Genomic DNA, 26,976 nt, shown 5'->3' on the forward strand with positions numbered 1-26,976 from the left:
CGGCAATGAAAACAGCAAATGCCATCGATACGCTGCGCGACTTGGCGGAGCAGGATCTGGAGCGCGCGGCCATCTATTTAGGCGATATGCGTCGCGGTCAGCACGCCGCCAGCGAGCAGCTGACCATGCTGCTCGACTATCAGGACGAATACCGCAACAAGCTTAACGATGACATGTCGAGCGGCATCGCCAGTACGCGCTGGACCAACTATCACCAGTTTATTCAGACGCTGGAAAAAGCGATTGAGCAGCACCGCAACCAGCTCAACAACTGGAATCAGCGGCTGGAGCAGGCGCTGATCAACTGGCGTGACAAACAGCAGCGGCTCAACGCTTATCAGACCCTGATTACGCGGGCAGCGGAAAACGCATTACGACAGGAAAACCGTCTCGACCAGAAACGGATGGACGAATTTGCCCAACGGGCCGCATTGAGGAGAGGCGAATGATTACGCTGCCACACATTGCCACAAAAGCGGCGGTGAAAACCGACGCCGATACATCAGTTTCCACGGACGCCGCGGCGGGTGCCGACGCCCTGCCGCACGCTTTTCTGACCGCGCTGGGAAACCAGTTACTCAGCCTGGCAAAACAGCCGGGAAAAGCGGCGCAATCCGCTGATGCCAAAGCAGAAACCGCAGACAACGCCCGCTCCTCTACCCCCCTGAACGCCCTGATGGCGGCGCTGGATAATCCGGCGGCGCTGACGGCGCTGATTAAACCGGAAAATATTAAAGCCGGCACAAAATCAGCCGATGATAAAGACAAGCCGGAAGCGGCAACCTTAAGCGCCAGTGAGATGCAGAATGTGCAGGCGCTGTTCGCCATGTTACCGGTCGCGGCCAGCGCGACGGGCGTTAACGCCAGTGCGGTGAGCAGCGAGTCAGGCGAGCTGATGACGCAGGGTGATACCAGCCGTAAAACGCTCGCCTCACTGACGCAGATGGTCAGCGGCAGCCAGTCGGGTGACGTGCAGGGCAAGGATGCGAAGGCGGACGCGAAAAGCAGCGCCCTGACCTCGCCCGGTGTGAGCAGCGCGAACACGCCAGCCTCGTCTGCCGCGCCAGCTGCACAGAGCGCCACCAGCGGCGGCCTGACGCCCGACAGCAGTTTTCAGCAGGCGCTGAGCAGCATGTTAAAGCAGGATGATCAGGGCGCGAGTAAAGCCAGCGCCAGCGATAACGCGCTCAGCACCAGCACGCCGATCACCAGCGCCAGCAGCCTGCCCGCACCGGTGACCGCCTCCGCCACCAGCAGCACGCCATCCACGCCGATGCTGAACGCGCAGCTGGGCAGCGACGAGTGGCAGCAGGCGCTGAGTCAGCAGGTGGTGATGTTCAGCCGTAACGGCATGCAGAACGCCGAACTGCGGTTACATCCGGCCGACCTCGGCGCTATCCAGATCAGCCTGAAACTGGATAACGATCAGGCACAAATTAGTCTGGTTTCCAGCCATAGCCACGTCAGAGCGGCGCTGGAAGCCGCGATCCCGCAGCTGCGCAGCGCGCTGGCAGAGAGCGGGATCAACCTGGGCGAGAGTCAGGTGAGCAGTGACAGTTCCGCGCAAGGCCAGAGCTTCCAGCAGCAGCAGGAGGCGCGCCGCGATGGACAGCATGGCCGCTTCTCCCTCTCCCAGGACAGTGACACCGACATCACGCCTATCGCCGTTCCCGCCGCCCTTCAGGCGCGTCTCAACGGCAATGGCGCCGTCGACACTTTTGCCTGACAGCGACAAACGCTGAAGGTAAGCGTAAAACCCGCGTCTTTTCTTCCCATTGTTTGACTTAAGACGCGGGATAATCTGTCCCGTGAGCCGAGAGGCTTGCCCATAATTCACAGGAAGTAACTGCAACCATGTCTGATAACGCGAAAGCTAAAGGCCGCAAACGTAAACTCTTAATTCCGGTGTTGCTCATTGTGACGCTGGCCGCTTGCAGCGTGGCAGGCTATGCAGTCTGGCGAATGATGAATAAACATGAGGGCGATAAGCCGGAGGTCGCGAAAGTCGAACCGCCTCCCGCCCCGGTCTTTTTTGCACTTGATACATTTACGGTTAACCTGGTCAATCCCGACAACGATCCTGACCGCGTGCTTTACGTAGGCTTTACCCTGCGTCTGGCCGATGAGGATACCCGGCGTCGGTTAAATGACTATCTGCCTGAGGTGCGCAGCCGTCTGCTGCTGCTGCTCTCGCGTCAGAGCGCTGCGGCGCTGGCGACAGAGCAGGGAAAACAAGCGCTTGTTGAGCAAATCAAACAGGTGCTGACTCCACCGCTGGTAAAAGGTCAACCTCCGCAGGCAGTAAACGATGTGCTGTTTACCGCCTTCATTTTGAGGTGAATCAATGGGCGATAGCATTCTCTCCCAGGCTGAAATTGACGCCCTGTTAAACGGCGACAGTGGCAGCGCGGAAGAAGAAAAGAAACAGAGCGGACCGGAAGGCGATATTCGTCCTTACGATCCCAATACCCAGCGTCGCGTGGTGCGCGAGCGTTTACAGGCGCTGGAGATTATTAATGAGCGTTTTGCCCGTAGTTTCCGTATGGCGCTGTTTAACCTGCTGCGTCGCAGCCCGGATGTCAGCGTAGGCGCGATCAAGATTCAGCCGTATCACGAGTTTGCCCGCAACCTGCCGGTGCCGACCAACCTGAACCTGATCCACCTGAAACCGCTGCGCGGCACCGCGCTGGTGGTGTTCTCACCGAGCCTGGTGTTTATCGCCGTCGACAACCTGTTTGGTGGCGACGGCCGCTTTCCGACCAAAGTCGAAGGCCGGGAGTTTACCCATACCGAGCAGCGCGTTATCCGTCGCATGCTGAAGCTGGCGCTGGATGGTTACAGCGACGCCTGGAAAGCGATTTATCCGCTGGACGTCGAGTATGTACGTTCAGAGATGCAGGTGAAATTCACCAACATCACCACCTCACCGAACGACATCGTGGTTAACACGCCGTTCCAGGTGGAGATTGGTAACCTGGTGGGTGAGTTTAATATCTGCATCCCGTTTTCAATGATTGAACCGCTGCGCGAGCTGCTGGTGAATCCACCGCTCGAAAACTCCCGCCAGGAGGATAACCACTGGCGCGATAACCTGGTGAAACAGGTGCAGCACTCTGAGCTGGAACTGATTGCCCACTTTGCCGAAACCTCGCTGCGTCTGTCCCGGATTTTGCAGCTGAAACCCGGTGATGTGCTGCCGATTGAGAAACCTGAACGCATTATCGCCCATGTCGACGGCGTTCCGGTCTTAACCAGCCAATATGGCACGATGAATGGTCAGTACGCGCTACGTGTCGAACACCTGATTAACCCGATTTTGAATTCGCTGAACGAGGAACAGCCCCATGACTGACAGTAATAAACCGTCTGACGATGTCTCTGCGGACGATCTGTGGGCTGAAGCTATGAATGAGCAGGTCGGCAGCAGCAGCGCGCCGCAGCAAAGCGACGACGTTTTTAAATCTTTTGACAGCGGCAATGTCTCTGGCTCGTTGCAGGACATTGATCTGATCATGGATATTCCGGTGAAACTCACCGTGGAACTGGGCCGCACCAAAATGACCATTAAAGAGCTGCTGCGTCTGACGCAGGGTTCGGTGGTCTCACTGGACGGCCTGGCGGGTGAACCGCTCGATATTCTGATCAACGGCTACCTGATTGCCCAGGGTGAAGTGGTGGTGGTGAACGATAAATATGGCGTGCGCATCACCGACATTATCACCCCGTCTGAACGTATGCGTCGCCTGAGTCGCTGAAGATGAATAGCCAGAATCAAAGTCTGCAACCCGCTGCGCCTCACGCTCAGGCCATTTCGACCGGCTCGATGCTGGCCCAGGTGAGCAGCGTGTTAGCGGTCATTATCTTACTGATTCTGGCCTGCGCCTGGCTGGCACGCCGGTTCGGCTTCGCGCCGAAAAAGGTCAGCGGCCAGGAGCTGAAACTTACCGCCAGCGTATCGGTGGGCCAGCGTGAGCGGGTGGTGATTGTCGATACCGCCGATGCGCGCCTGGTGCTGGGCGTCACCGCCCAGCAGATCACCCACCTGCACACCCTGCCGCCGGGCGCACCGGCGTCAGTGACGCCGGTCACGCCTGCGCCACAAGATTTTCGTCAGCTGTTACAGAACCTGGTTAAACGTCCCGGAAAACCACAATGATGCGTCGACTGCTTCCTTTACTGCCACTGCTGTTGCTGGCACCGGTTGCCCATGCCCAGCTGCCGGGCCTGGTGAGTCACTCGCTGCCGAATGGCGGTCAGAGCTGGTCACTGCCGGTGCAGACGCTGGTGTTTATCACCGCGCTGACCTTTATTCCGGCGGTGCTGCTGATGATGACCAGCTTCACCCGTATCATCATTGTGTTTGGTTTACTGCGTAACGCGCTGGGCACGCCTTCGGCGCCGCCGAACCAGGTGCTGCTCGGTCTGTCGCTGTTTCTGACCTTCTTTATTATGGCGCCTACCTTCGACAAAATTTATCAGGACGCCTATCTGCCGTTCAGTCAGGACAAGATCGGCATGGATGTGGCGATTGAGAAAGGGGCCCAGCCGCTGCGGGAGTTTATGCTGCGTCAGACCCGCGAAGCCGATTTAGCGCTGTTTGCCCGGCTCGCCAACACCGCGCCGATTGCCGGACCTGAAGCGGTGCCGATGCGGATTCTGCTGCCCGCCTATGTGACCAGCGAGCTGAAAACCGCGTTCCAGATTGGTTTTACCGTTTTTATCCCGTTCCTGATCATCGACCTGGTGGTCGCCAGCGTGCTGATGGCGCTGGGGATGATGATGGTGCCGCCCGCGACCATCTCGCTGCCGTTTAAACTGATGCTCTTTGTTCTGGTTGACGGCTGGCAACTGCTGGTCGGCTCGCTGGCGCAAAGTTTCTACTCCTGATCCCCCTTTTTACTCCCGGAGCAACCGATGACACCCGAATCCGTTATGGTCATGGGACAGGAAGCGATGCGCGTGGCGCTGATGCTGGCCGCCCCGCTGCTGCTGGCCGCGCTGGTCAGTGGATTGCTGATCAGCCTGATCCAGGCCGCTACCCAGGTCAACGAACAGACCTTATCCTTTATTCCGAAAATTCTGGCGGTGGCGACCACCGGTATCATTGCCGGTCCGTGGATGCTGAATCTGCTGCTGGACTATATCCGCACCGTCTTTACTAACCTGCCTTACATCATCGGCTGATGATTACTCTCGACAGCAGCCAGCTGGTTCAGTGGGTCAGTCAGTTCTTCTGGCCGCTGGTGCGCATTCTGGCGTTATTCGCCACCGCGCCGATCCTCAGTGAACGTTCTGTCAGTAAGCGGGTCAAAGTGGGTCTGGCGGTGATGATTACCTGGCTGCTGATGCCGCTGCTGCCCGCGGTCAATGTGACCCTGTTCTCACCCGCCGGCTTCTGGTTGTTGATTCAGCAGATGCTGATTGGCATCGCCCTCGGCTTCACCATGCAGTTTGCCTTTGCGGCGGTGCGCTGCGCCGGCGAAGTGATTGGCTTACAGATGGGACTGTCGTTCGCCACCTTTTTCGATCCCGGCAGCCGTCTTAACATGCCGGTGCTGGCCCGTTTTCTCGACATGCTGGCGATGCTGCTGTTTCTGACCTTCAACGGACATCTGTGGCTGATCTCCCTGCTGGCGGACAGTTTTCATACGTTGCCGATTGGCGGACATCCGCTGAATGCCAATGCCTTTATGGCGCTGGTGAAGTCGGGTGGATTAATTTTCCTTAATGGCATGATGTTAGCGCTACCCTTAATCGTTTTGTTACTCATGCTAAATCTGGTCCTGGGTTTGTTAAACCGTGTTTCACCACAGTTATCAATCTTCGCAATTGGCTTCCCGATTACCTTATCAGTCGGAATTTTAACCATCAGTCTGCTGATGCCTCTCCTCGCCCCATTCTGTGAGCATTTATTCGGTGAAGTATTTGATTTACTCGCCCTGTTCCTCACTGAACTGTCCCGTGCCTGAACATTAAGATTCTAACTATCTCCGCCTCCTGATACTTAAGCATCACAAAACCATCCCTGCATTTTCCAGACCATATTTTTCAGAATGCAACTAAGGAAATTCTGATAAACGTGCGGAGAGTCTGAAAATAATTCTTATTAAACCGGGCTTCGCGTATTTTAGTCGGGCGGTTCACAGAAGCGTTCAAACTGTGAAAGTGATGGCAAAAACGGCAATTAACTGAATTTACAGGAAAAAAATTTTCGGATGATTTTTCTTGTTAAAAAATGTTTTTTCCGGCATTGTCAACACCAGCTGAGGCATCACACTTTCGTAAAACAAATGTTTTTAAGATTTGTCCTATCAGAAACTTCCGGGTTTTCAGGGATAGTGACAACGCTCCCAAAAACTGAGTCTTACTTAACTCTGGCATTTCACTGGCACTCCCCGCCATTGCCGGAGAATGGGTGACGTTAAAGCAGCACAAAATTTTTGCAGAACGGGTCAGGGATGAAGACTTTTACGGGCGATTGCCTGTTACCACACTGCACGAGCAGAATAAAAAAGTGCCTTAGAAATCTCTCTCGTACCGCAACGCGTAATTCATCGTTGATTTAAACGGATAACAAATTGGTGAGGGTCGCTAACATGCCAACGATTATTATGGATTCCTGCAACTACACACGCCTGGGATTATCAGACTATATGTCTTTAAAAGGAGTTAAGAAGAAAAATATCTCTTCTGTCTCCGATATTGAGCAACTACAGCAAAAATGTGAGCAATTAAAACCTGGTGTCGTCTTTATTAATGAAGATTGCTTCATTCATGAAACAGATTCCAGTGAACGTATCCGCAGCATTATTACGCAGCATCCTGATACACTGTTCTTTATATTTATGGCGATAAGCAATATCCATTTTGAGGAATACCTCTACGTTCGTAAGAACCTGATTATTACGTCAAAATCGATGAAAACTTCGACCCTGGATTCCCTGCTGAGCACCTATTTGCAGAAGAAGATGAATCAGTCTCCGCGTATCTCTTCGGGCATGGATGTTCATCCATTAACGCTGAGCCAGACTGAATCAAATATGCTGAAGATGTGGATGTCAGGTCATGACACCATTCAGATCTCAGATAAAATGCAAATTAAGGCCAAAACGGTATCGTCACACAAAGGTAATATTAAACGCAAAATCAAAACCCATAATAAGCAGGTTATTTATCATGTGGTGCGATTAACCGATAATGTGACCTCGGGTATTTACGTTAACGTCCGATAACCATGGTCAGCGAAAACCGGCACGGATGACCGGTTAAAACAGACTCTACTCTGCTGGCTCAGGGGGAGTACGTCTTCGAAAACAGGCGAAACGCGCGGTGCGCATTATCCGTGATTCGCCCGCCTTTGCAGACAACATCTCTCCACATCGCTCTGAACATTCAGCTTCTGAACCGGCCTTAATGGCCGGTTTTTTTTTTGCTCAGAATGGGAGCCAGATCGCACTCTGCTGGCTAAGCCTTTTCATTTTGGTGCCGATGTTAAGATTTATAACAACAGCCTCATGAGAGCAAGGATATGACCACTGGATTAGATAGTAATGGACAAAAAAACGCGGGCATCTGGCAAAATCTCCGTCTGGTACCGCTGTTTAGCCTGATCTTCGGCGGCATTTTACTGCTGTTTGCCCTCTGCATTGGTGTCGCCAGCTACTTCCTGATTTTAAGTAACCAGTCCCTTGATGACACCACCGAAGAGATCCAGGTCCGCATGGGGCTTTCCAACAGCTCAAACCACCTGCGCACCGCGCGTCTGACGATCATTCAGGCCGGTGCCGCCGCGCGTATTGGTGAGATGGATGATTTCCGTGCCAACGTCGCCGCCGCCGAAAAACGCATTCAACAGGCCAAAGAGGGTTTTGCCGTCTATGCCGCGCGCAAGGTAAAAACTCCGGCTGACACCGAGCTCGACGCCGCGCTCCAGGCGCGCTTTAACGATTACATCAATAAAGGCCTGATACCGATGATTAACGCCGGTAAACAGGGCAGCTTCGAAGGGATTATTGCCCAGGAGACCGACGTCACCCGCAAACTGGACGCCGACTACAACGCGGTGCTGCTGAAGGCGATTCAGATCCGTACTGAGCGCGCCAAAGCGATTAACGCCGAAGCGGATCATCAGTCACGTATCGGCTTTATCGCGATGGCTGTCGCCTTCAGCGCCGCCCTGGTGCTGGTGCTGATGACCTTTGTCTTCCTGCGTCGGGTGGTAATTAACCCGCTGCGTCAGTCGGTCGGGCATATTGAGCGCATTGCTCAGGGCGATCTCACCTCACCGCCGGTGCCGCACGGCCGCAGCGAAATTGGTACGCTGATCCACAATTTACAGCTGATGCAGCAGGCGCTGGTGACCACGGTCGGCACCGTCCGGGAAGGCGCGGTGGCGATCTATCAGGGTTCCAGCGAAATCTCGGCCGGTAACACCGATCTCTCGTCGCGTACCGAGCAGCAGGCGGCCGCGCTGGAACAGACAGCAGCCAGCATGGAGCAGCTCACCGCCACCGTGAAGCAGAACGCCGATAATGCCCATCATGCCAGTCAGCTGGCGGCCGATGCCTCTGGCAAGGCGCGCAGTGGCGGCGATCTGGTCAGCGGCGTGGTGAAAACCATGACCAATATTTCCGGCAGCTCTAAAAAGATTGCGGAGATCACCAACGTTATTAACAGCATCGCGTTTCAGACCAACATTCTGGCGCTGAACGCCGCGGTGGAAGCCGCCCGCGCCGGTGAACAGGGTCGCGGTTTTGCGGTGGTCGCCAGCGAAGTGCGCAATCTGGCCCAGCGCAGTGCGCAGGCGGCGAAAGAGATTGAGTCGCTGATTGCCGAATCGGTCTCCCTGATCAACAACGGTTCGCAGCAGGTTGGCGAGGCGGGCAATACCATGGGTGAAATTGTGGAAGCGGTTCGCCGGGTCACCGATATTATGGCTGAGATTGCGGCCGCCTCCGACGAGCAGAGCCGGGGTATCCAGCAGGTGAGCCAGGCGGTCACCGAGATGGATAATGTGACCCAGCAAAACGCCTCGCTGGTTGAAGAGGCGTCAGCCGCCGCGGCTTCACTGGAGGATCAGGCGGGTAAACTGACTCAGGCGGTCTCAGCATTCCGTCTGACGGAGACGCCAGCCACAGCGGGTATGGCCACCCGCGCCGCTTCCCCGCTGAAACCCCCTGCCCTCGCGCCTCGTCCGGCAGTGGCCGCGGGCAATGAGAACTGGGAAACCTTCTGATTAGCCTGAATGGCAAAAGCCCCGGTCCCGCCAGCGGCACCGGGGCTTTTTTTCGCGATTAATCAGGCTTCGCGGTAAGGCTCTACAAAAATGCCATCCTGCTGCTGGGTCTCGTTAAAAAACCAGATGCCCAGCGGATAATCTTCCAGCGCCACCAGAAACATGGTGCCTTCATTAAAAGGCTCCATCGCCAGAATGGTGCCGACGCGACGCGGGCCGCCATCGGTTTTGACAGTGACGCGGTCATTTACCTTCATTTCGGTTCTCCTGATATTTTCCTGTTGCACAGTTTAAACGAAGAACCGCGGTGATGCAGCGCGTTAGCGACGGGCAATGACCCAGACGGCGTGAACGATCCCCGGAATATAACCGCACAGGGTCAGCAGGATATTGAGCCAGAACGCCCCGCCAAAGCCGACCTGCATAAAGACGCCGAGCGGCGGCAGCAGAATTGCAATAATAATTCTTAAGATGTCCATAACCATTCCTTTAGGTATTGATAAAAATCAGCTTTATCAGGAACTATAGCTGATTCTGCTCTGTTCGGGCGAAAAGTCAGGTAAATCTGAGTAAGGCCGTGTTTTTCAATTTCTTAACATTTCCCGGCAGGACTTCTGACAACAGAACCTTTTACACTTCCCACTACTGCACCACCCCATAGGTGCAGCCAACCCAAAAAGTAACAAGGATTTTGCCCGCGCAGCGCGGGCTTTTTTTTATCTGCGACCGCACCAGCTCCCCCATTCTGCCCGGCGTCCTATACTGACTATTCTGTTGGCGCTCAGGAGACAGAAAATGGCAGAGAATAAACCGCGGGATGATCTGCATCCGGCCGATCTGAATATTGACGTTGAGGGGTTGCTGGAGGCGATTCACGCCAGAACCTCAGGCGAGGTGCGGGAGTTTATGGATCAGGATCAGCCGCCACGGCTGGAGGTTGAAGGCAGGGTTTTCCACTCTTACACCGAACTGGCAGAAGCGTTTGAAATTGATATTGGCGACTATCGCAGCGGTGAAATCAATCGCTGAAATCGATTTCAAAAAAAATACCCGGCGGGATGGCCGGGTAAAAATTTCAATTCGTTACACCAGGGAATTCTTAACACCCGTGCAGATTACCTCTTCCAGCATTTGAAACAAGTATCATATATGCACATTTATATAACATTGACTGCATAAACAGAGCCAATGTTACCGAAAAAGCCGCATCAGACAGCCACTTAGCCCCTGCTCAGCCCCCACTCCCCTTCCGTTACCGACTGACCGTTTTGAGAATAATCCTGGAATGCCCGCCAGCGCCGCGGAAAAAAAAGTGTGAGCCATATTCAACTATAATATTGAAAAATCGCTGCTTTAGCCGCGAACGTGATGAAAGGAGCCTGCTAATGCCCGATCTCCACCAGCCGTTAATGATCATTACCGACCTTGATGGCTCACTGCTTGACCATCATAGCTATCGCTGGGATGCCGCTAGCGAGTGGCTTACCACCCTGAAACAGCACGACGTTCCGCTGGTGATCTGTTCAAGCAAGACAGCGGCGGAAATTGTGCCGCTGCAAAAACGGCTCGGCATCCCCGGCGCGCCCTTTATTGCAGAGAACGGCGCGCTGGTACAGACCGCCGACGGGCAGCAGATCGCGCTGCCCGACAATCATCTGACCTACGACGCGATCTGTGAACGGCTTGCCGCTCTCAAGACGCACTATCGCTTTACCGGCTTTCACGACTTTTCCGACCCGGAGGTGGCGTCGATGACCGGCCTCAGTGAAGCGGAGGCGGCCCTGGCCCGTCAGCGCGACGCCTCAGAGGTGATCGTGTGGCGCGACAGCGATGAGGCATTTGAACGCTTCCGTGAGGCGCTGACGGCGGCGGGTCTGGCGCTGGCGCAGGGCGGCCGCTTCTGGCATGTGATGCCAGCGGGCAGCGGCAAAGGCGAAGCCGTACGCTGGCTGCTGGCCCGGCAGCCTGGCGAGCCGCGCATCACCCTCGGGCTGGGAGATGGCCCCAATGACGCACCAATGCTCGACGCGGTGGATTATGCGGTAGTGATCAGGGGCTACAGCAAAACCCCGGTGACGCTCAGCCGCAGCGATCAGCAGCAGGTTTACCATACCGCGCACTACGGTCCCGAAGGCTGGCGCGAAGGGCTGGACTATTTTTTGACTCAACCTCAATGAGCTGCCCACGGGCATTAAAAGGATGATGCGATGAGTGACTTTTATCAGAATGGCGTGATCACCAACTTCCACAACCTCACCCACCGCAGCGTGGAGTCGCTGGAAAAGGAGATGGTACGCTTTGCCCGCAAACGCAAGATGGGGCTGATCCTGCCGTCGCTGTTTTCCGAACTTGAAGGCCCGGCGCTGACAAAGATTGTCGATGAGCTGGCGAAAGTGCCCTACCTCGACGAGATTGTGATTGGTCTGGATCGCGCTGACCGCGATCAGTTTCTGTTTGCCCGCGAGTTTTTCTCGCGCCTGCCGCAACGGCATCGCATTCTGTGGAACGATGGCCCGCGTCTGAAGGCGATCGACGCTGAACTGGATAAAGAGGGGCTGTCACCCACCCAGCCCGGCAAAGGACGCAACGTCTGGTTCTGTACCGGCTATACGCTGGCTTCGGACCGGACCAGCTGTGTGGCGCTGCACGACTGCGATATTGTCACCTATGAGCGCGGGATGCTGGCGCGCCTGCTCTACCCGCTGGCGAACCCGGCGTTTCAGTATGAGTTCTGTAAGGGCTTCTACGCCAGGGTGGCGGACGGCAAACTGAACGGCCGCGTGGGCCGGCTGCTGGTCGGGCCGCTGCTGCGCTCGCTGCAAAAAGTCTATGGGCATTCAGAATATCTCGATTACCTCTCCAGCTTCCGCTATCCGCTGTCGGGGGAGTTCGCGATGCGCACCCATGTGCTGAACGGGATTAAGATTCCGGGCGACTGGGGGCTGGAGATTGGCGTGCTGTCTGAGATCTATCGTAACTACACCACCCGCCAGTCCTGTCAGGTGGAGATCGCCGATAACTACGACCATAAACATCAGCCGCTGGCTGAAGATGATGGCACCGGCGGCCTGAAACGCATGAGTAACGACATCGTGCAGTCACTGCTGCGCAAGCTCGCCACTATGGGTGTGCCGCTGACCAGCGACTCCTTCCGGGTGCTGAAGGCGACCTACTATCGCAACGCGCTGGATATGATGGAGACCTATAACCACGAGGCGGCGATGAACGGGCTGAAGTTTGATCAGCACGTAGAGGAAGCGGCGGTTGAGATGTTTACCCAATCGATTCTGGAAGCGGGACAGGCGTTTATTGAGCGTCCCAACGATAAGCCGTTTATCCCGAGCTGGAGCCGGGTGCAGTCCGCGTTCCCGGACGTGTTGCAGCGTATCTATCAGGCGGTAGAAGAGGATAACGACGGCAACGTCTGAGACGCCGCGGCACAGGGAGGTGCCGGAGTCCGTTGCCGGTGGGCCTGGCTGATAGGATACCGGCCGGAGGCGGTTAACTCGCCAGCTGCTGGGCTGGTTTCAGCGCGCTCAGTTCATCGCTGCGAAAGGCTTCACTGCGCACCGCATAGCCGTCATACCAGCGACACTCCACCATGCCACTGGCGTAACCGGTCACCACCATCGTCTGCCCATCTTCCTTGTGTTGCACTTCTTCACTGATTGCGAAAACCATGTTGCGCTCCTTTTATTAACCTGTGTGATTATTGTCTTTATAGCAGGCGAAAAAGGTTCCTGCCTGTTAAGGCACGCAAAAAAGCGGCAAATTCAGAATTAATCAGAGAGATATGCGGAAAATAAAAAAAGCGGATAAGAAACAGTATCCGCTTTGAAGGGCGTCGCTCAGGCTGACGTCAGATTTTGCAGCCTTCGCAGTCGGCCTCATCGCCGAGATCGTCCGGCACTTCGCTGGCTTTTTTCTCCGCTTTCGCTTCAGCCTGCTCCAGTTGCGCGTCAATATCAAATTCAAACATGTCGTCGTTCATCATCATTCTCCTGAGCGTAAAATTACAGTGCGCTTTATACCGATTTCCCGCGCACTCTGGCAATAAGGTTAACGGCTAACAGCACGATCGACCCAATGATAAAACCGAGCACTAGGTTTGCGCCGTTGCTGAGCAGCGTCGCCATCCAGCCACTGAAGCCTGCGCTGACCTGCTGGATCAGATGATGCAGTGGCGTGATGCCGTGCACCACAATACCGCCACCCACCAGGAACATCGCGAGGGTGCCGACCACGGTCAGGATCTTCATCAGCCAGGGCGCGGCGGCCAGCAGCACGCTGCCGATCCCCTGCGCGATGCGCGAAGGTTTTTCCCGCAGCCAGAAGCCGAGATCGTCGATTTTCACAATCGCCGCCACGATGCCATAAACACCCACCGTGACCAGAATGGCGATACCCGCCAGGATAATCACCTGGTTCAGCAGCGGCGACTCCGAGACGATGCCTAAAGTAATCGCCACGATCTCCGCGGAGAGAATAAAATCGGTGCGCACCGCGCCTTTGATTTTTTTCTTCTCAAACTCTGCGGCATCCTGCTTCGCCAGGGCGTCGAGGCGCTGCTGGCGCGCTTCCGGCGATTTGCTCTGCTTGTCATGTTGCAGACTGTGCAGCACCTTCTCTACCCCCTCGTAGCAGAGATAGGCCCCGCCCAGCATCAGCAGCGGGGTAATCAGCCAGGGCGCAAAAGCGGAGATAATCAGCGCCAGCGGCACCAGGATCAGTTTGTTGAGAAAGGAGCCTTTGGCGACGCCCCACACCACCGGCAGTTCACGGTTGGCTTTCACCCCGGTCACCTGCTGTGCATTGAGCGACAGATCGTCGCCCAGCACGCCCGCGGTCTTTTTGGCCGCCACTTTGCCCATGACGGAAATATCATCCAGAAGTGTTGCAATATCATCAAGTAAAGTCAGTAAGCTGGTTCCCGCCAAAATTTATCCTTAGTCTGGTTCGTTATGTTGACAACATGGGCAGCGCTCGATTTCTGTCACTGTCATATCGGCGATGCCCTCACAATCCCACTCCACCCGCACCGCTTCGCCGGCGGCACCTTCCGCATGCAGATATTTACTGACCGGGCTTTCGGTAATGCCGGTGATCTCCTCCGTCGCGATGAGCCTGTCGCCTTGATAGATTCGGGCGGTCGCACGGGTGTTCACCATCCGCTCGTCCTGAAGCTGGTACAGGCGTTTTACCGTCAGTTTGATGCTGCTCATGTCAGGCTCCTGGCCACGGAGAAAGCGCCGATCTAACCAATTATGTCGCGGATTAGCAATCGGCGTTGTAATGATGAATGCCGAGATGGTCGATCTCCGCGCTCTGCGACATCGCCAGTAGCCACTCCTCCAGCCGCTCCAGCAGATCCTGATCCGTCAGGCGGAGCTTGCCGCGCAGGGCGCACTCCCAGATAATCAGCACCTTCCAGCCGCTTTCCTGCAACTGGCGCACGTAACGCTGGTCGCGCTCCACGTTACTGTTGATTTTCCCGGTCCAGAACTCGGTGCGGGTGGCCGGCAGTTTGAACAGGTAACAGTGATGGCGATGCCAGAAGCAGCCATGAACAAAAATAATCGCCTGCTGTTCCGTCAGCACAAAATCGGGCCGTCCCGGCAGGTTTTTATCCTGCACGCGAAAGCTGAATCCCCGGTCCTTCAGCAACAGCGCGATGCGTTGCTCGATAGCCGTATCCTGAGCGCGAATCGCACGCATATTTTTACTGCGTGTTTCGCTGGAATGCACATCAGCCATAACCGCTCCTTATCTGCTGGTTCTTCAACTTTAGTCTGCGCTACGAAAAGCGAAAGCCGCAGACTGACCGCCGCCCGGCTCTGGCGCAAAAACAGAACTTTCCGGTCGTATAACCGCCCGGCACGTCGGGACAATTTCCACGCTGCGTCAGGAGTGATAGCATAGGCCGCTCACTGTTAAGGAAAAATGCATGCATCCCGCCGCTCTCGCTGAACCACTCTCTGATGCACTTTCATCTGCTGATGCGTCTGAACTTTTTCAACAGCTGCTGGCGATCTATTCGGTCCGTGATGTGACGAACCGCCTGCAACAGGCGGGCTTTTCCGGCTGGACGCCCGCGCTACTCAACCGTGTCCGTCAGGGGAAAGCCGCGCTGCCGCCGCTGTGCGAGGCGGAATGGCACCTGTTGCAGGATCTGCTGCCCCGCCGTCCCGCTCACTATGATGACCCGGAATTTCGTTTTGTCGATCTCTTCGCCGGAATTGGCGGCATCCGCAAAGGCTTTGAGGCGATCGGCGGCAAGTGCGTGTTTACCAGCGAATGGAATAAAGAGGCGGTCCGCACCTATAAAGCCAATCATTATAGCGATCCGCTGGAGCATCACTTCAATACCGACATCCGCCAGGTGACGCAGCCGGAGGGTATCAGCGGCGATGAGGCGATTTATCGCGCCATTGACGCGGCGATCCCCGACCATCAGGTGCTGCTGGCCGGTTTTCCCTGTCAGCCCTTTTCGCTGGCGGGCGTCAGCAAGAAAAATGCCATGGGTCGCGCGCACGGTTTTGAGTGTCAGGCGCAGGGCACGCTATTTTTCGATGTGGCCCGCATTCTGGCGGCGAAAAAGCCGCCATTCTTTGTGCTGGAGAATGTGAAAAACCTCAAGAGCCACGATAAAGGCCGGACCTTCGCCATTATCATGGAGACGCTGGATGAACTGGGCTACGAGGTGGCCGACGCCGCTGCCAGCGGCCCGGATGCCAAAGTGATTGATGCCCGTCACTTCCTGCCCCAGCATCGCGAACGCATTGTGCTGGTGGGAATACGGCGCGACCTGAAAAAAGCCGATTTTACCCTGCGCGACATCCGTCAGTTTTACCCGCCGCAGGTGCCAAGCCTGCAAAGCCTGCTGGAAAAAGAGCCCGACGACAAATATATCCTGTCGCCAATCCTCTGGCGCTATCTCTATCAGTATGCGCAAAAACATAAAGCCAAAGGCAACGGGTTCGGCTTTGGCCTGAACGACCCGCGTAATCCTGACTGCTGCGTGCGTACCCTCTCGGCGCGCTACTACAAAGATGGCTCGGAAATCCTGATCGATCGCGGCTGGGACCACTCGCTGGGCGACGTGGCGTTTCAGGATGCGGAAAATATGGCGCGCCGTCCACGTCGCCTCTCACCGCGTGAGTGCGCACGTCTGATGGGCTTCGATACGCCTGGCAGTGATTCGTTCCGCATCCCGGTTTCCGATACCCAGGCCTATAAGCAGTTTGGTAATTCGGTAGTGGTACCGGTGTTTGCCGCGGTGGCCCAGCTGTTACTGCCCCATATCCGGGCGTTAAAGGGCTGATAAACCGATACGGTTTCTGTTAAGCCAGCCGATTCTGCTGTTTTGCCGCCGCCTGGCGGACCTGTCACAAAGATGTCACGCAACCCCTTAATACTGCTGCTTTTCTTTATTGGGTTGCCTGATGTCACTGCTTACTTTGTTGCCGCCGCGCGGCGGTAAACGTCTCTTCTCTTTTGCGCTGCCGGGCTGGATCGCCAGTCTGCGCAGCCATTTTCTGCTGTTTGTGGTGCTGTTTTGCCTGCTGCAATCCACCGGTATTGTGATGTTGTCGGAGCAGGTCAGTCAGACAAAAACCGGTCTGACGCAGACTCAGCGCCTGCGCGAACGTCTGGCGCTGCTGGATCGCGCCCGTATCGAACTGCTTACCGCCAGCGACAACAGCCACCGTGCCGGTATCTATCTGATGCAGGATCAGCAGAGTGGCTCGGTGGATAGCTGGAAAAGCCTGGCGGAGAGCGCCAGCCGCTCACTGGCCGCGGCTAAACAGGGCTTCAGCCACTATCATGCCGCGCCCGACTGCGCCTTGCAGCAGAGTTTTACCCTGCTGGTGCAGGGGCTGACCGAGCAGCTCAACGGGCTGCATGCCAGCAATATTGACGCCTTTTTCCAGGTGCCGATGCAGGCCTACCAGCAGCAGTTCAACGATGCCTGGTTTCAGGAGATTAGCCAGGCGAATCATCAGCTCGCCGCGATGAATCAGCATTCACTCACCCGCTTAACCGGGACGCGCAATGTGTCACTGCTGATGACCGGCCTGCTTTCTGGCCTGCTGCTGGCCGGTGGCGTGCTGCTGCTGCGGGGGGTTATCACGCCTCTGCAACTGGCCAGTCGTCAGTTGCAGGCGGTTGCCACCGGCGATCTGACCGCCGATGTTACCCCACCCCGCAGGCAGTCGCGCGAGACCTCACAGCTGTTTAGTGCGCTGGAGGAGATGCGTCGCGGCTTACGCCGCATCATCGGCGAAATAGAGGTGATCGCTGGCAGCGTGGCGACTGGCGCGGGCGAGATGCAGCATTGCAATCAGCAGGCGCGCGAGCAGTATCAGGCGCAGACGGTCAGTTTTAACCAGCTGTCGCAGCGGCTGCATCGGGTCTCGGAAGAGGTGGAAAACAGCACCCGCTTCTCGTTGCAGGCCACCGATCAGGCGCGATCCGCCGACCAGCTGATGCAGCAGTGCGCCGCGCAGGTCGATCAGATGGAGAGCCAGATGCGGCAGATCGTGCAGGCATCGGGCGACATCGCCGGGATTGTCGATCTGCTGGATAGCCTGTCACTGCAAACCCGCCTGCTGGCGCTGAACGCCGCGATTGAATCGGCGCACGCTGGAGCCTATGGCCGCAGCTTTTCGGTGGTGGCGAAGGAGATCGGCCTGCTCTCAACCAAAAGCGGCCACTCCACGCGCCAGATTGACGATCTGATCCAGCATACCCGGCAGCACGTTGATAGCGGTTTCAGTAAGGTCAAGTCGCTGGAAGCGCTCTTTATGCAGATTGGTGCGGCGGTCAGCGCCGTGGTGATCCGGCTGAATGAGCTACAGCAGAACGCCACCGCGCAAAGCGGCCGGGTGTCTCATATTGCAGGCGAGATAGTGGCTCTGAATCAGCAATTACAGACTCACGAGGGGTTAAGTCAGCAGCAGATCCGCGCGGCTGAGGCGCTGCAACAGCAGGCCAGCCGTCTGGCACAGACGGTGCGGCAGTTCCGTCTCGGCGCGCCGTAAGCCGCCAGAGATCGGCAATAAAAAAACCCGTCTGGCGACGGGTTTTTCATTACTTCTTTTTCTTACCCTGCTTCTTCAGCAGCAGGCGTATCTGCTTCACTTCTGCGGCGCTTAATCCGGCTGACGCCTCTTCAGTGATGCTCTGATTATCGACCGCCGGATGAGGATGGGTGTTCAGGCTGGCCTGCAAACGCTGCACAATTTCCTGACTCATTGAGATCTGGTTTTCCAGCGCCAGCTGTTTAATCGTTTCTTTCAGTTCAGGATCAATTTTAATCGTCAAATTAACGGTTTCGGTCATTTTGCTGCTCCTTTTTGTTATTGCTTCCACGCTACCGGATGACCGTTTCGATTAACATACTGTCACAAAAATTTAATATTCACTGTGCAGAGGGGTAAAGTCGCGCAGCACGCCCTCATCCATCCCCACCAGATTACCCTGAAGCTCGGCATAAAGTTTTGCCATGTAGCGCACCAGAAAATCGGCGTTATGCTCAGCCAGCATCCGCCCCGTCTCGGTGTGCATGGTTTCCGGCAGGCGCAGCAGCTTTTTCTGAAAGTGATCCAGCGTCCATTTTGCATCATTCAGTTCACGATCTTTAGCCAGCGGATCGCTGCTATCGAACAGCGGACGATTGAGTGCGCCGGCGGTATAAAAGACCCTTGCCAGACCAATGGCACCCAGCGACTCCAGCCGGTCAGCGTCCTGCACAATTTTCGCCTCCAGCGTCTGCGGCGGAATGCCTGCGCTGAAGCTGTGCGTTTTCACCGCGTGCATAACCTCATCAATCAGCCCGGCGGGGAAATCAATGAAATCCTGTTGCAGAATACGCTGGGTTTCTGTGGCCGCATACGTAGACGCCAGATGACGTTCCGGGTGATTTTTTGGCAGATTGACCACATCGTGAAAGTAGCAGGCGGTTAACACCACCAGCGGATTGGCGCTGCTGCCGTTCATAATACGTTGCGCGCTCATCCAGACGCGGCGCAGATGCGCAATATCATGCGCGCCGTCGTCGTGGATCCAGTTGGCCTGAAACCAGCTTTCGTAGCGAGATTGCCAGAGTGTGAGTGACATAATCTATCTCCCTGTAGTAATCGACAGCGTGATCTCTGTCGCGATCGGTGCGCAAACGGCAAGCCATCATAACGACTGGCTAATGACACTTTTTTTACAGTGCGACTGAAAAGAGCGGTGCTGCCAGAGTTTTCCGGCAGAAAAGTGGGATCTGGATCATCTGTATAGCATCTCTGTCACACAATAACCGCAATTTCAGCGGTTTTCAGGGTTTCGCCAGCGGATTGGTGCTAAGAAAATTAGTTTAACAGCAGTAATGATTAAACCGACGCAAAAAGAGAATAAACCGTCGGTCAGCCACGATTTTATACCGCTAATAATGAGAAAACTGTGCATAATGACAGGTGAATAATTCTGAAAAGGTTCCCATTTTTACCGTTATAACGTACTGTATCTGGGCTGTTCGTCGCTTTTTGCCGGTTGCGTGATAAACTTTGGTGCGCTTTTTGCACTTTGATTATTTTTAATACCAGACGCAGCCATTTTCACCTGACTATAAGGTGACAAATTATTAAGTAAAATGATTTATAGGCTTTATGATAGCGCCAGTATGAGAAGCAAATGGACGTTTACAGCAGTAACCGGGTTCTACTAATAAAAAGAGGTAATCCATGAAAGAACGGCCGATTCTTTTTTCCGAACAGCGTGTTCGTGCCCTGTTGGTTGGCCAGCAAACGCAAACCCGGCGCATTATGAAAACTCAGGCTTTCGGTCCGGGGCAGGATCACCATGAGGGCGTACATGCTTTCGATGTGAGCGCCAATCATCTGCATGGTTATAAAATGATGTCGATGACCGACATCAGTTACCATTGCCCCTACGGTAAGCCGGGCGACGTGCTGTGGGTCCGTGAAACCTGGCGCGGCCCGATGGTGCCGGAGGACGATCTGGCAGAATATGAGCGCGATCCGACGCTGTTCCGCCAGCCGCAATATTGCCAGTACCGGGCCGACAGCAACGAGCTGGGCCAGCACGCGATGAGTACCCCTGAAGCGGAACAGTTTGGCTGGCAGACAGCCATTCATATGCCGCGCTGGGCCAGCCGCATTAATCTGGAAATTACCGGCGTGCGCGCTGAAAAAATCCAGGACATCAGTGAAGATGACATTATGGCGGAAGGCGTGCAGACCGACTCGCACTTCCTCAACAACTTCTTCACCATGAACGTCAACTCCGAGTCTCCCAAAGAAGCCTACCGCAAAGCCTGGCAAAAGCAGTATGGTGCCACCAGCTGGGAAGTGAATCCCTGGGTGTGGGTGATTGAGTTCCGGCGCATTGAGCGCAACTGACCTCTCAGCCCCGCGCTTTGCGGGTTGAATCACAGACAGCGGCCGTGCTAACGGGTTGAATAGACAGCCCTTAGCCCTGAAGCCTGATAAACAGTGCCAGCATCGCGTTTTCCATGCTGGCATTTTTACATCTGGCGCGTCAGGATAGCGAAATAGTCCGATTCTGTGCGGGAGTTGCGATGTTTAAATGGCCCTGGAAAACGCATAACGACAACACGCTGGCTGCGCTGCCGTGGCAGCAGGGGCTGGCGCAGCCGATTTTCACCCAACTGAGCGACACTGAACAGCAGACGCTGGTTGAGCTGGCGCAACGCTTTCTGCAACAGAAAAAACTGGTTCCGCTCGATGGCGCAGTGCTTGATGAACTGCGCAGCGTGCGGATCGCCCTGCTGTTCTGTCTGCCGGTGCTGAAGCTGGGTCTGGAGTGGCTGGATGGCTTTCACGATGTGCTGATCTATCCCGAACCTTTCAGGGTTGAAGATCAGTGGCAGGATGAAGATGGCCTGGTACACAGTGCCCCTGCTGTTCACGCCGGTCAGAGCTGGACTCAGGGTCCGGTGGTGCTGAACTGGCTCGATATTCAGGACTCTTTCGATCTCTCCGGTTTTAACCTGGTCATCCATGAGGTCGCCCATAAACTTGATGCTCGCGGCAGCGGTTATACCAGCGGAATTCCGGTGATGCCGTTACGTGACGTCGCCCTGTGGGAAAAGGATTTACGGGCCGCGATGGCGCAGATTGAAAGTGAAGTCGGGATGGTAGGCGAACAGGCCGCCACGATCGATCCTTACGCCGCCAGCGACCCGGCAGAGTGCTTCGCGGTGCTGTCGGAATACTTTTTCACCGCCCCGGATCTGCTGGCTGAGCGGTTTCCCGCGATGTACAGCCATCTGCGCCAGTTTTACCAGCAGGACCCGCTGCAAAAACTCACGGCGCTCACTGCGCAAACTGCTTAAATCGCGATCGCTTTGCTTTAAAGCTAGCCAGTTGAATGATAATGTCTTTTTTGCTGTTGACACCCTGGGGCGACGCCGCTAATATTCGCCTCGTTCCAACGATTCCTCTGTAGTTCAGTCGGTAGAACGGCGGACTGTTAATCCGTATGTCACTGGTTCGAGTCCAGTCAGAGGAGCCATATTTAGAGAAGCCCGCTCAGGGAAACCTGAGCGGGCTTTTTGTTGTCGGGAATTGGCCAGATGCCCCCCTCTTTCACCACAACCCTCTCGAAGCTACGGGATGTTGGCGCATGGCCAGTCCTTTCCAAAGGAAGCAACATTGTTCTTTACAGGCGTCTATTCAGTGATCAACGCCAGTAAATCGATGTGGAAATTAAACCCTGTATTAATTAACATCTTTTTTAATTGCCAACATTCAGCAATATTCTTTCTTCGATCTTTCGTATCGATTATTCGTTAGCGGTATCGCTCACGTTACGCTGACGCATTTCTGGCTTGTTACCATCAGAAGATCGCTCGACTATTTGCACATAAAATAGAGAGTTCAGTATTGCACCGACATCGGTAAATAGGGTGATTTCACTCGGATGAACTGCATTCAGTATTTTTAAAAATAACGATCAAAGGTGTCTTTGTCAGTCAGGCTACATCCAACCAGACACCCTATGAATGACTGCACGATGGCGACGCTGGGATCATTCGCTGCTCGCAGGGGAAAAATGAAATCCATAAGCCGCTGACATCCTTACCCTCTCTACTAAGCTCTGGTGAGCTAAAGAATAAACCCTGTTCAGGGTTTCCGATCCTGGCAGCCCATTTAAACAAAGCAGACATCCCCGGATGTCTGCTTTTTTGCTTTGCGGCCCGCTATTTTTCTCAGAGCCCTCTCCGGCGATACATCGCACTCTGAAATTTATCCTGCGTGACCTTTACTGCTTGCTGCTCTGCCGGTGACTGGTAGCCACCTTGCGCTGAAGTATAAAAACCAGCCAGGAAAAATTTCGGCTCCGGCTGGCTTAGCAGCTTGATGAAATATTACTCAGGAATGGTTAATACCTGGCCAGGGACGATCTTATCCGGGCTGCTGAGTATTTCTTTATTGGCTTCAAAGATTTTCACATATTTTGATGCATCATTGTAAAACTGCTTAGCCACTGCGCTCAGCGTATCGCCTGACTTAACGGTATAAGTACGGCCGCTGGCAGAACTGGCTGCTGAATTAGTTGCAGCGTTATCTTCAACATTTTTATCTACAGCATGTAACAACTCACCGCCAATATTTTTAATATTATCCAGAATGCTCATATTTATTCCCCTATCGTTTCTGATACGTTTACGTAAATTAAAAAAACAGGATTGATGATAATCACTGCGGAGCGTACGATACGCTTGCTTTGGCTGTGAGAATTAAACAAAAGCTAAACGTCATCAATATTAATAATCAAACGGGGAGATAAGAATGGGCATATTGTCATGGGTTGTATTTGGATTAATCGCTGGAATTATCGCCAGATGCATTATGCCAGGCAAAGAGCACATGGGGATATTCATGACCATTATTCTGGGCGTTATTGGCGCGCTGATTGGTGGTGTAATCAGCACTGCACTGGGCTTTGGCAAAGTGAGTGGTTTTAACCTCTACAGCATCGGCATTGCGACTGTGGGTTCAATTGTGGTGCTGTTTGTGATTCATAAAATCAGAGCCTGCAAGCAGTCTTAATATTATCATTTCGGGGAAAGTCAGAATGAGCTTACTGGATACCGTGTTAGGCATGTGCGGTCTGAATAATCAGACCAGTCAGGAAGTTAAAGGGTTGCTGGAGTGGGTGGAGCAACAGGGTGGATTACACACCATCGTCGATCACCTTCAGTCCGGTGAGTACAGCGAGATTGTTAATTCATGGCTGGGCGACCAACAGAACGTGGCTCTGAGCAGCGATCTGGTGCAAAAAATGATTAACTCTGAAGCCATTGAACAGCTGGCTTCGCGCATGGGCATCAACACCGGGGATGCGCTGAACCTGCTGGTGAAATATCTGCCACAGCTGGTTGATAAGGCCTCTTCAGCCGGAACTGTTGATAAAAAAACCGACCTCACCTCACTGGTCAGTCAATTAGTGCACTAAGCACCGCTCAATAAAAAGATAAAAGCCTGAGAGAGTTATGGCAGGCTTTTATCTTTTAAATTCAGACTAATCCAGGCAAATCATTGTGTTAATGCTAACAGCTCAATCGAGGTGGTGTCAGTAAGCAATATATTTTATTATTTAAATAAAATTAACATCCTTCTGATTTGCACGATGCCTCTATAAATTCCATATGATACCCGTTACCCGGATTAACCACTGATGCATAGATATAACTGCCGTTAAATAATAAAACGGTTCAAGAATAACCATATTAGATAACACTGCATGGAAGAATTTTTCAAAGCTAGCAGTGACGGGATATTGACTATTCCGTTAGTCGTTGGAGCCGATATGTCTGTCTGGGGATCGATATATTTTCCAATATTCTGCCCATAATCAATTTTTTTCTTTGAACCTGGATACCCGACAAGGGGATGGTCAATTTATTGCCTTTTCCTAAGTTTTTAAGCAATGACTCCGCAGAAAAAGTAATTATATTTTTATTGAGCCCTGCTTCATATGCGATCTTATATTCATTTGTTACGCGAACATGCTTATTTTGCTGTCATTTGTTGATGACTCTTTTGCCTGTCCCACCACCTCCGGCTTTAAGTGAATTCCCATCTCCATCAAGCACATTCAGTTTCCTCGGGTTGATCGTGAGGACTTTTACCGGGGGATTGCCATGTTCCCGCTGCAACTCATCATCGTCACTTTCCAGCGAGTTATTCTCAACCGCGTTCTTAGCCGCCTGAATCCCCTCCACCGTATCCGCAGTGCTGTCCGGGCTGTCGCTGTTCTTCAGACCCGCCAGCATCCCGTTCGCCATGTTGCCCACAAAATCTCAGCCGATGACGCCGCCGGTACTCATGCCCGCGTTACTGCTCTGCTGTTTACTGTCGTAACGGTCGCTATCCGGCTCTGAGGTCAGCGTCAGGTTGCGCCCCGCGTCCACCTTTAAGCTCGCCAACACGCTGATGCAGAAATCGCTTTAACTCATACCGATAACGATGGCCTACCACACCTTACTGCCCACTCCGAACCTGCTATACGCTAAAAACTGCTCATTAAAACAAAAAGGACGTCAGTAAAGCGAGGTCCAGTTTTTAATTTATAACTGTTGATATTTAATTCCTTCGTCTTGTTCATATGATGATGACAAAGATTCTAACATGCTTATTTCATCTCCGATATTCATAATGAACAGGTTTACTTCACCTTCAAAAACCAGCTTTACACCTATAAATGCATTCTCTAATGAAGAAGACATTAAAAACACTTTTAAAAGTGTTTTTCCAAGGTAATTAACGAGCGGGTAAATGTTTGAAATATCAATAACTATTTCTTTCCCATACTCACCAAGGTCACTTCCCTGGAGAGGTAAGTTTGTTAATTCAAGTGTCGCGCCATCCTTCCCACATTTAAAACTCCCCCTCTCTTTAACCCCTGAAAAAACAAGTTGTAATTGCTGAGGATGAATAAAATCTTTAGTTTCAAGTGAATAAATCAATCCCGTGACCCCGAGAAGTTTTTTTCCAACGACATTGCGAGTCCATTCTTGATAACCTTTCACAACATTAATCATTTCGGTTCCCCCTTCAGAGTGTTTTTTACAGATGTATTATTAATACCATCTTTAAGGATAGTGACGAAGCTACCATCTGGTTTGGTCACAATAACATCACTACCCTTTATCCTAAAAAATACATCTCCCCGACTGGCACCAACTCCAGTACCTTGTCCCGCAAATTTTCCAGCAATAACTTTATCCGGGTGAGAACCAATATCGTTGATAATATCTAATACGTGCTGCCTATCTGCTGCGTTCGATGCATTACCACCAAAATCTTCAACGTGTTTTCCAAGCTTTTTACCTAATTGTGCATTGTTAACCGAGAATGCAGCATTAGATCCAATGCCAGAGCTTGGTAAGGATGTTTGACCCGGACCTGGTAAATGCCCTGATATTTCATCACTGGCTTTATTAATCAGCTTCGACGCTTCAGCAATATCGCCCTTCTTCAGCGCCGTTTCCGCCGCCCTGATGACTTTGCCTGCCGCATCTCCCGCGCCAGGAATTATACCAATTGCAGCGGCCAGGTAATCCAGCGCCGACTGTGCTTCCGCAAAACTTTTTATATCACCCACGACAGGCACGAAGTCAGCGCCCAATGATACCGTTTCTTTCAGCGCTTCACGCCGCTCTGTGTACATCTTCACCGAGCAGGCTTCGGCACTCATTCCGCCGCAGTTCTCCTTCTTATAGCGCTCGTTTTCGGCTTCAACGTACTCACCGGCCTTCTGCTCCAGCGTCTTACCTTCAGACTGCGCCTGAGCAATATCACTCAGCGCATTATTCTCAACCGCATTCTTTCCTGCCACCGCGCCCTGAATGCCACCTTCAACAGAACCGGATGCCACTCCCGCCGACAACTGCGCCGCCAGCTGGCCGAGTGCACTGACAACCTGCTTCTCGTCCTCCGTCAGTTCGCTGGCCTGTTTTCCAGGGTACATCGTTCTGAGGATAGCTCTGGCCATCAGCTCACCACCCGCAGCACCGGCGGCACCCGCTGAGGCGCTGTTACCCGCCAGCTGAGCCAGCACGGCGCCAGCGACCGCATGCGCCATGGTGTTAGCCAGCACGTTGGTCTTAACCTGGCCGTCGACAACTGTGCTGGTCTCTTGCTTAATCTTGCTGGCGATATAGGGTGCCATCCCGCCCGCTGCCGCAGCCCCAAAGTTACCTGCGCCCAGGCCGCCCAGCACGCCCGTCACCGCTGCCGCCGCCATGGAATAGCTGCCGCCGGTGCCCCACTTCTCTGCCACGGCTTTATAGCCCGCGTCGTTTACGACCAGATTGTTAAAGACCTCAGGAGAATAACTGGCATATTGCGGATTCGCTTTCAGCAGCCTTTCTTTAGTCTCTGCTTCAGCTGCCTGCATTTTATAACTGCTGACATCGCTGGCTACACGCTGACCCAGCTCCTGAACCTCTTGGGCGAACTCCAGCTTACGGGCGACTTTATCCTTGTCAAATATCTTGTCGATATGACCGTTAGCGTTATCAGTGTCCCTGCTCAGCGCCGCGACGTTCTGTGTCTGAGATTGAGTATTACGCACCGTAATGGCACCGTCGGCCACGGCTGAACGGGTGGTACCGGATGCGCTTCCGTGGGCATTGGCCGAGGTCGGGATCGCACCGCCTGACATGTTATTATCTTCATTACCCCCGCCCATGCTGATCGATG

General features: G+C 53.9%; 33 protein-coding genes, 1 tRNA gene and 1 pseudogene. 21 read left to right on the top strand and 14 right to left on the bottom strand.

Annotated features, from left to right (window positions below; genetic code table 11):
* Window positions 1-5: 5 nt before the first annotated feature.
* The 11 genes from fliJ (at window position 6) to ACCW71_RS18660 (ending at window position 9,235) form a co-directional block, all read left to right on the top strand.
* On the top strand, window positions 6-449 hold the full coding sequence (gene fliJ, locus ACCW71_RS18610; protein WP_436373955.1) for a flagellar export protein FliJ: 444 nt from the start codon (window positions 6-8) through the stop codon (window positions 447-449).
* Window positions 446-1,726 carry a flagellar hook-length control protein FliK gene (locus ACCW71_RS18615; protein WP_436373957.1) on the top strand — a complete coding sequence of 427 codons (1,281 nt, stop codon included), beginning with the start codon at window positions 446-448 and terminating at the stop codon, window positions 1,724-1,726. The genes fliJ and ACCW71_RS18615 overlap by 4 nt, the downstream gene beginning before the upstream one ends.
* 128 nt (window positions 1,727-1,854) lie before the next feature.
* Complete coding sequence (gene fliL / locus ACCW71_RS18620; protein ID WP_279768036.1) at window positions 1,855-2,340, top strand: flagellar basal body-associated protein FliL; 486 nt, start codon at window positions 1,855-1,857, stop codon at window positions 2,338-2,340.
* A 4-nt stretch (window positions 2,341-2,344) separates the two neighbouring features.
* Window positions 2,345-3,352 carry a flagellar motor switch protein FliM gene (gene fliM, locus ACCW71_RS18625; RefSeq protein WP_436373959.1) on the top strand — a complete coding sequence of 336 codons (1,008 nt, stop codon included), beginning with the start codon at window positions 2,345-2,347 and terminating at the stop codon, window positions 3,350-3,352.
* Window positions 3,345-3,755 (top strand): flagellar motor switch protein FliN, encoded by a 411-nt coding sequence (gene fliN / locus ACCW71_RS18630; RefSeq protein ID WP_436373961.1) that lies wholly within the window; start codon window positions 3,345-3,347, stop codon window positions 3,753-3,755. Before fliM ends, fliN begins: the two co-directional genes overlap by 8 nt.
* Before the next feature lie 2 nt (window positions 3,756-3,757).
* Window positions 3,758-4,156, top strand: a complete 399-nt coding sequence (fliO, locus tag ACCW71_RS18635; RefSeq protein WP_436373963.1) for a flagellar biosynthetic protein FliO — start codon at window positions 3,758-3,760, stop codon at window positions 4,154-4,156.
* Entirely contained in the window at window positions 4,156-4,887 is a 732-nt protein-coding gene (gene fliP / locus ACCW71_RS18640; RefSeq protein ID WP_436374014.1) for a flagellar type III secretion system pore protein FliP, read from the top strand. The genes fliO and fliP overlap by 1 nt, the downstream gene beginning before the upstream one ends.
* A gap of 27 nt (window positions 4,888-4,914) precedes the next feature.
* The gene (gene fliQ, locus ACCW71_RS18645) at window positions 4,915-5,184 is read left to right on the top strand and encodes a flagellar biosynthesis protein FliQ (RefSeq protein ID WP_003854466.1); all 270 of its coding nucleotides are present in this window, start codon (window positions 4,915-4,917) and stop codon (window positions 5,182-5,184) included.
* Window positions 5,184-5,969 carry a flagellar biosynthetic protein FliR gene (gene fliR, locus ACCW71_RS18650; protein WP_436373965.1) on the top strand — a complete coding sequence of 262 codons (786 nt, stop codon included), beginning with the start codon at window positions 5,184-5,186 and terminating at the stop codon, window positions 5,967-5,969. Before fliQ ends, fliR begins: the two co-directional genes overlap by 1 nt.
* 627 nt (window positions 5,970-6,596) lie before the next feature.
* Window positions 6,597-7,232, top strand: a complete 636-nt coding sequence (gene rcsA, locus ACCW71_RS18655) for a transcriptional regulator RcsA (protein WP_436373967.1) — start codon at window positions 6,597-6,599, stop codon at window positions 7,230-7,232.
* Window positions 7,233-7,528: 296 nt separating this feature from the next.
* The gene (locus ACCW71_RS18660) at window positions 7,529-9,235 is read left to right on the top strand and encodes a methyl-accepting chemotaxis protein (RefSeq protein ID WP_436373969.1); all 1,707 of its coding nucleotides are present in this window, start codon (window positions 7,529-7,531) and stop codon (window positions 9,233-9,235) included.
* A gap of 62 nt (window positions 9,236-9,297) precedes the next feature.
* Here ACCW71_RS18660 and dsrB read toward each other — a convergent pair whose 3' ends face one another.
* Window positions 9,298-9,492 (bottom strand): protein DsrB, encoded by a 195-nt coding sequence (dsrB, locus tag ACCW71_RS18665; RefSeq protein ID WP_436373971.1) that lies wholly within the window; start codon window positions 9,490-9,492, stop codon window positions 9,298-9,300.
* 63 nt (window positions 9,493-9,555) lie between these two features.
* Entirely contained in the window at window positions 9,556-9,714 is a 159-nt protein-coding gene (locus ACCW71_RS18670; RefSeq protein ID WP_046288250.1) for a YqaE/Pmp3 family membrane protein, read from the bottom strand.
* A 316-nt stretch (window positions 9,715-10,030) separates the two neighbouring features.
* On the opposite strand from ACCW71_RS18670, the gene ACCW71_RS18675 reads away from it, so the two are divergent.
* The 3 genes from ACCW71_RS18675 to ACCW71_RS18685 all read left to right on the top strand — a co-directional run bounded on the left by ACCW71_RS18675 (window position 10,031) and on the right by ACCW71_RS18685 (window position 12,663).
* Window positions 10,031-10,264, top strand: coding sequence for a DUF2525 domain-containing protein (locus tag ACCW71_RS18675; protein WP_436373974.1), 234 nt, complete (start codon window positions 10,031-10,033; stop codon window positions 10,262-10,264).
* Window positions 10,265-10,620: 356 nt separating this feature from the next.
* Complete coding sequence (locus ACCW71_RS18680; RefSeq protein WP_436373976.1) at window positions 10,621-11,412, top strand: mannosyl-3-phosphoglycerate phosphatase-related protein; 792 nt, start codon at window positions 10,621-10,623, stop codon at window positions 11,410-11,412.
* A 30-nt stretch (window positions 11,413-11,442) separates the two neighbouring features.
* Entirely contained in the window at window positions 11,443-12,663 is a 1,221-nt protein-coding gene (locus tag ACCW71_RS18685; RefSeq protein ID WP_436373978.1) for a glycosyl transferase, read from the top strand.
* Window positions 12,664-12,736: 73 nt separating this feature from the next.
* Here ACCW71_RS18685 and ACCW71_RS18690 read toward each other — a convergent pair whose 3' ends face one another.
* The 5 genes from ACCW71_RS18690 to ACCW71_RS18710 form a co-directional block, all read right to left on the bottom strand.
* Window positions 12,737-12,916 (bottom strand): YodC family protein, encoded by a 180-nt coding sequence (locus ACCW71_RS18690; protein WP_436373980.1) that lies wholly within the window; start codon window positions 12,914-12,916, stop codon window positions 12,737-12,739.
* A gap of 178 nt (window positions 12,917-13,094) precedes the next feature.
* Window positions 13,095-13,226, bottom strand: coding sequence for a hypothetical protein (locus tag ACCW71_RS18695; RefSeq protein ID WP_003854444.1), 132 nt, complete (start codon window positions 13,224-13,226; stop codon window positions 13,095-13,097).
* A 34-nt stretch (window positions 13,227-13,260) separates the two neighbouring features.
* Window positions 13,261-14,172, bottom strand: coding sequence for a DUF808 domain-containing protein (locus ACCW71_RS18700; RefSeq protein ID WP_436373983.1), 912 nt, complete (start codon window positions 14,170-14,172; stop codon window positions 13,261-13,263).
* 9 nt (window positions 14,173-14,181) lie between these two features.
* Window positions 14,182-14,457 (bottom strand): hypothetical protein, encoded by a 276-nt coding sequence (locus ACCW71_RS18705; RefSeq protein WP_436373985.1) that lies wholly within the window; start codon window positions 14,455-14,457, stop codon window positions 14,182-14,184.
* Between the two features lie 52 nt (window positions 14,458-14,509).
* A complete protein-coding gene (locus ACCW71_RS18710; RefSeq protein WP_436373986.1) occupies window positions 14,510-14,989 on the bottom strand; it encodes a very short patch repair endonuclease in 480 nt (159 codons plus the stop codon).
* A gap of 190 nt (window positions 14,990-15,179) precedes the next feature.
* Between ACCW71_RS18710 and dcm the strand changes: the two genes are divergently transcribed.
* Together dcm and ACCW71_RS18720 are read left to right on the top strand one after the other, a co-directional pair.
* Window positions 15,180-16,556 (top strand): DNA (cytosine-5-)-methyltransferase, encoded by a 1,377-nt coding sequence (gene dcm, locus ACCW71_RS18715; RefSeq protein ID WP_436373988.1) that lies wholly within the window; start codon window positions 15,180-15,182, stop codon window positions 16,554-16,556.
* 121 nt (window positions 16,557-16,677) lie between these two features.
* The gene (locus tag ACCW71_RS18720; RefSeq protein ID WP_436373989.1) at window positions 16,678-18,276 is read left to right on the top strand and encodes a methyl-accepting chemotaxis protein; all 1,599 of its coding nucleotides are present in this window, start codon (window positions 16,678-16,680) and stop codon (window positions 18,274-18,276) included.
* 49 nt (window positions 18,277-18,325) lie between these two features.
* Here the strand turns inward: ACCW71_RS18720 and ACCW71_RS18725 are convergent, their stop codons facing one another.
* Entirely contained in the window at window positions 18,326-18,577 is a 252-nt protein-coding gene (locus ACCW71_RS18725) for an Arc family DNA-binding protein (RefSeq protein WP_436373991.1), read from the bottom strand.
* 72 nt (window positions 18,578-18,649) lie between these two features.
* Window positions 18,650-19,354, bottom strand: coding sequence for a phosphohydrolase (locus ACCW71_RS18730; RefSeq protein WP_436373993.1), 705 nt, complete (start codon window positions 19,352-19,354; stop codon window positions 18,650-18,652).
* Between the two features lie 611 nt (window positions 19,355-19,965).
* Here ACCW71_RS18730 and ACCW71_RS18735 point away from each other — a divergent pair.
* The 3 genes from ACCW71_RS18735 to ACCW71_RS18745 all read left to right on the top strand — a co-directional run bounded on the left by ACCW71_RS18735 (window position 19,966) and on the right by ACCW71_RS18745 (window position 21,778).
* Entirely contained in the window at window positions 19,966-20,643 is a 678-nt protein-coding gene (locus ACCW71_RS18735) for a hypothetical protein (protein ID WP_436373995.1), read from the top strand.
* A 179-nt stretch (window positions 20,644-20,822) separates the two neighbouring features.
* Window positions 20,823-21,599 (top strand): DgsA anti-repressor MtfA, encoded by a 777-nt coding sequence (gene mtfA, locus ACCW71_RS18740; RefSeq protein ID WP_436373997.1) that lies wholly within the window; start codon window positions 20,823-20,825, stop codon window positions 21,597-21,599.
* A gap of 103 nt (window positions 21,600-21,702) precedes the next feature.
* A tRNA-Asn gene (locus tag ACCW71_RS18745) sits at window positions 21,703-21,778 on the top strand.
* 856 nt (window positions 21,779-22,634) lie between these two features.
* Here ACCW71_RS18745 and ACCW71_RS18750 read toward each other — a convergent pair.
* Window positions 22,635-22,895, bottom strand: a pseudogene (locus ACCW71_RS18750) (LysM peptidoglycan-binding domain-containing protein); the annotation flags it as partial.
* A 163-nt stretch (window positions 22,896-23,058) separates the two neighbouring features.
* On the opposite strand from ACCW71_RS18750, the gene ACCW71_RS18755 reads away from it, so the two are divergent.
* Together ACCW71_RS18755 and ACCW71_RS18760 are read left to right on the top strand one after the other, a co-directional pair.
* Complete coding sequence (locus ACCW71_RS18755; RefSeq protein ID WP_436373999.1) at window positions 23,059-23,319, top strand: GlsB/YeaQ/YmgE family stress response membrane protein; 261 nt, start codon at window positions 23,059-23,061, stop codon at window positions 23,317-23,319.
* 25 nt (window positions 23,320-23,344) lie between these two features.
* Complete coding sequence (locus tag ACCW71_RS18760; protein WP_436374000.1) at window positions 23,345-23,725, top strand: YidB family protein; 381 nt, start codon at window positions 23,345-23,347, stop codon at window positions 23,723-23,725.
* Window positions 23,726-24,293: 568 nt separating this feature from the next.
* Here the strand turns inward: ACCW71_RS18760 and ACCW71_RS18765 are convergent.
* The 4 genes from ACCW71_RS18765 to ACCW71_RS18780 form a co-directional block, all read right to left on the bottom strand.
* Entirely contained in the window at window positions 24,294-24,557 is a 264-nt protein-coding gene (locus tag ACCW71_RS18765) for a VENN motif pre-toxin domain-containing protein (RefSeq protein ID WP_436374016.1), read from the bottom strand.
* Window positions 24,558-24,572: 15 nt separating this feature from the next.
* Window positions 24,573-24,698, bottom strand: a complete 126-nt coding sequence (locus ACCW71_RS18770) for a hypothetical protein (RefSeq protein ID WP_436374018.1) — start codon at window positions 24,696-24,698, stop codon at window positions 24,573-24,575.
* 141 nt (window positions 24,699-24,839) lie between these two features.
* A complete protein-coding gene (locus ACCW71_RS18775; RefSeq protein ID WP_436374002.1) occupies window positions 24,840-25,313 on the bottom strand; it encodes a hypothetical protein in 474 nt (157 codons plus the stop codon).
* The gene (locus tag ACCW71_RS18780) at window positions 25,310-26,938 is read right to left on the bottom strand and encodes a VENN motif pre-toxin domain-containing protein (RefSeq protein WP_436374004.1); all 1,629 of its coding nucleotides are present in this window, start codon (window positions 26,936-26,938) and stop codon (window positions 25,310-25,312) included. Before ACCW71_RS18780 ends, ACCW71_RS18775 begins: the two co-directional genes overlap by 4 nt.
* Between the last annotated feature and the right edge of the window lie 38 nt (window positions 26,939-26,976).

The organism is Pantoea sp. C2G6 (genome assembly GCF_051336815.1).
Taxonomy (GTDB): Bacteria; Pseudomonadota; Gammaproteobacteria; order Enterobacterales; family Enterobacteriaceae; genus Pantoea.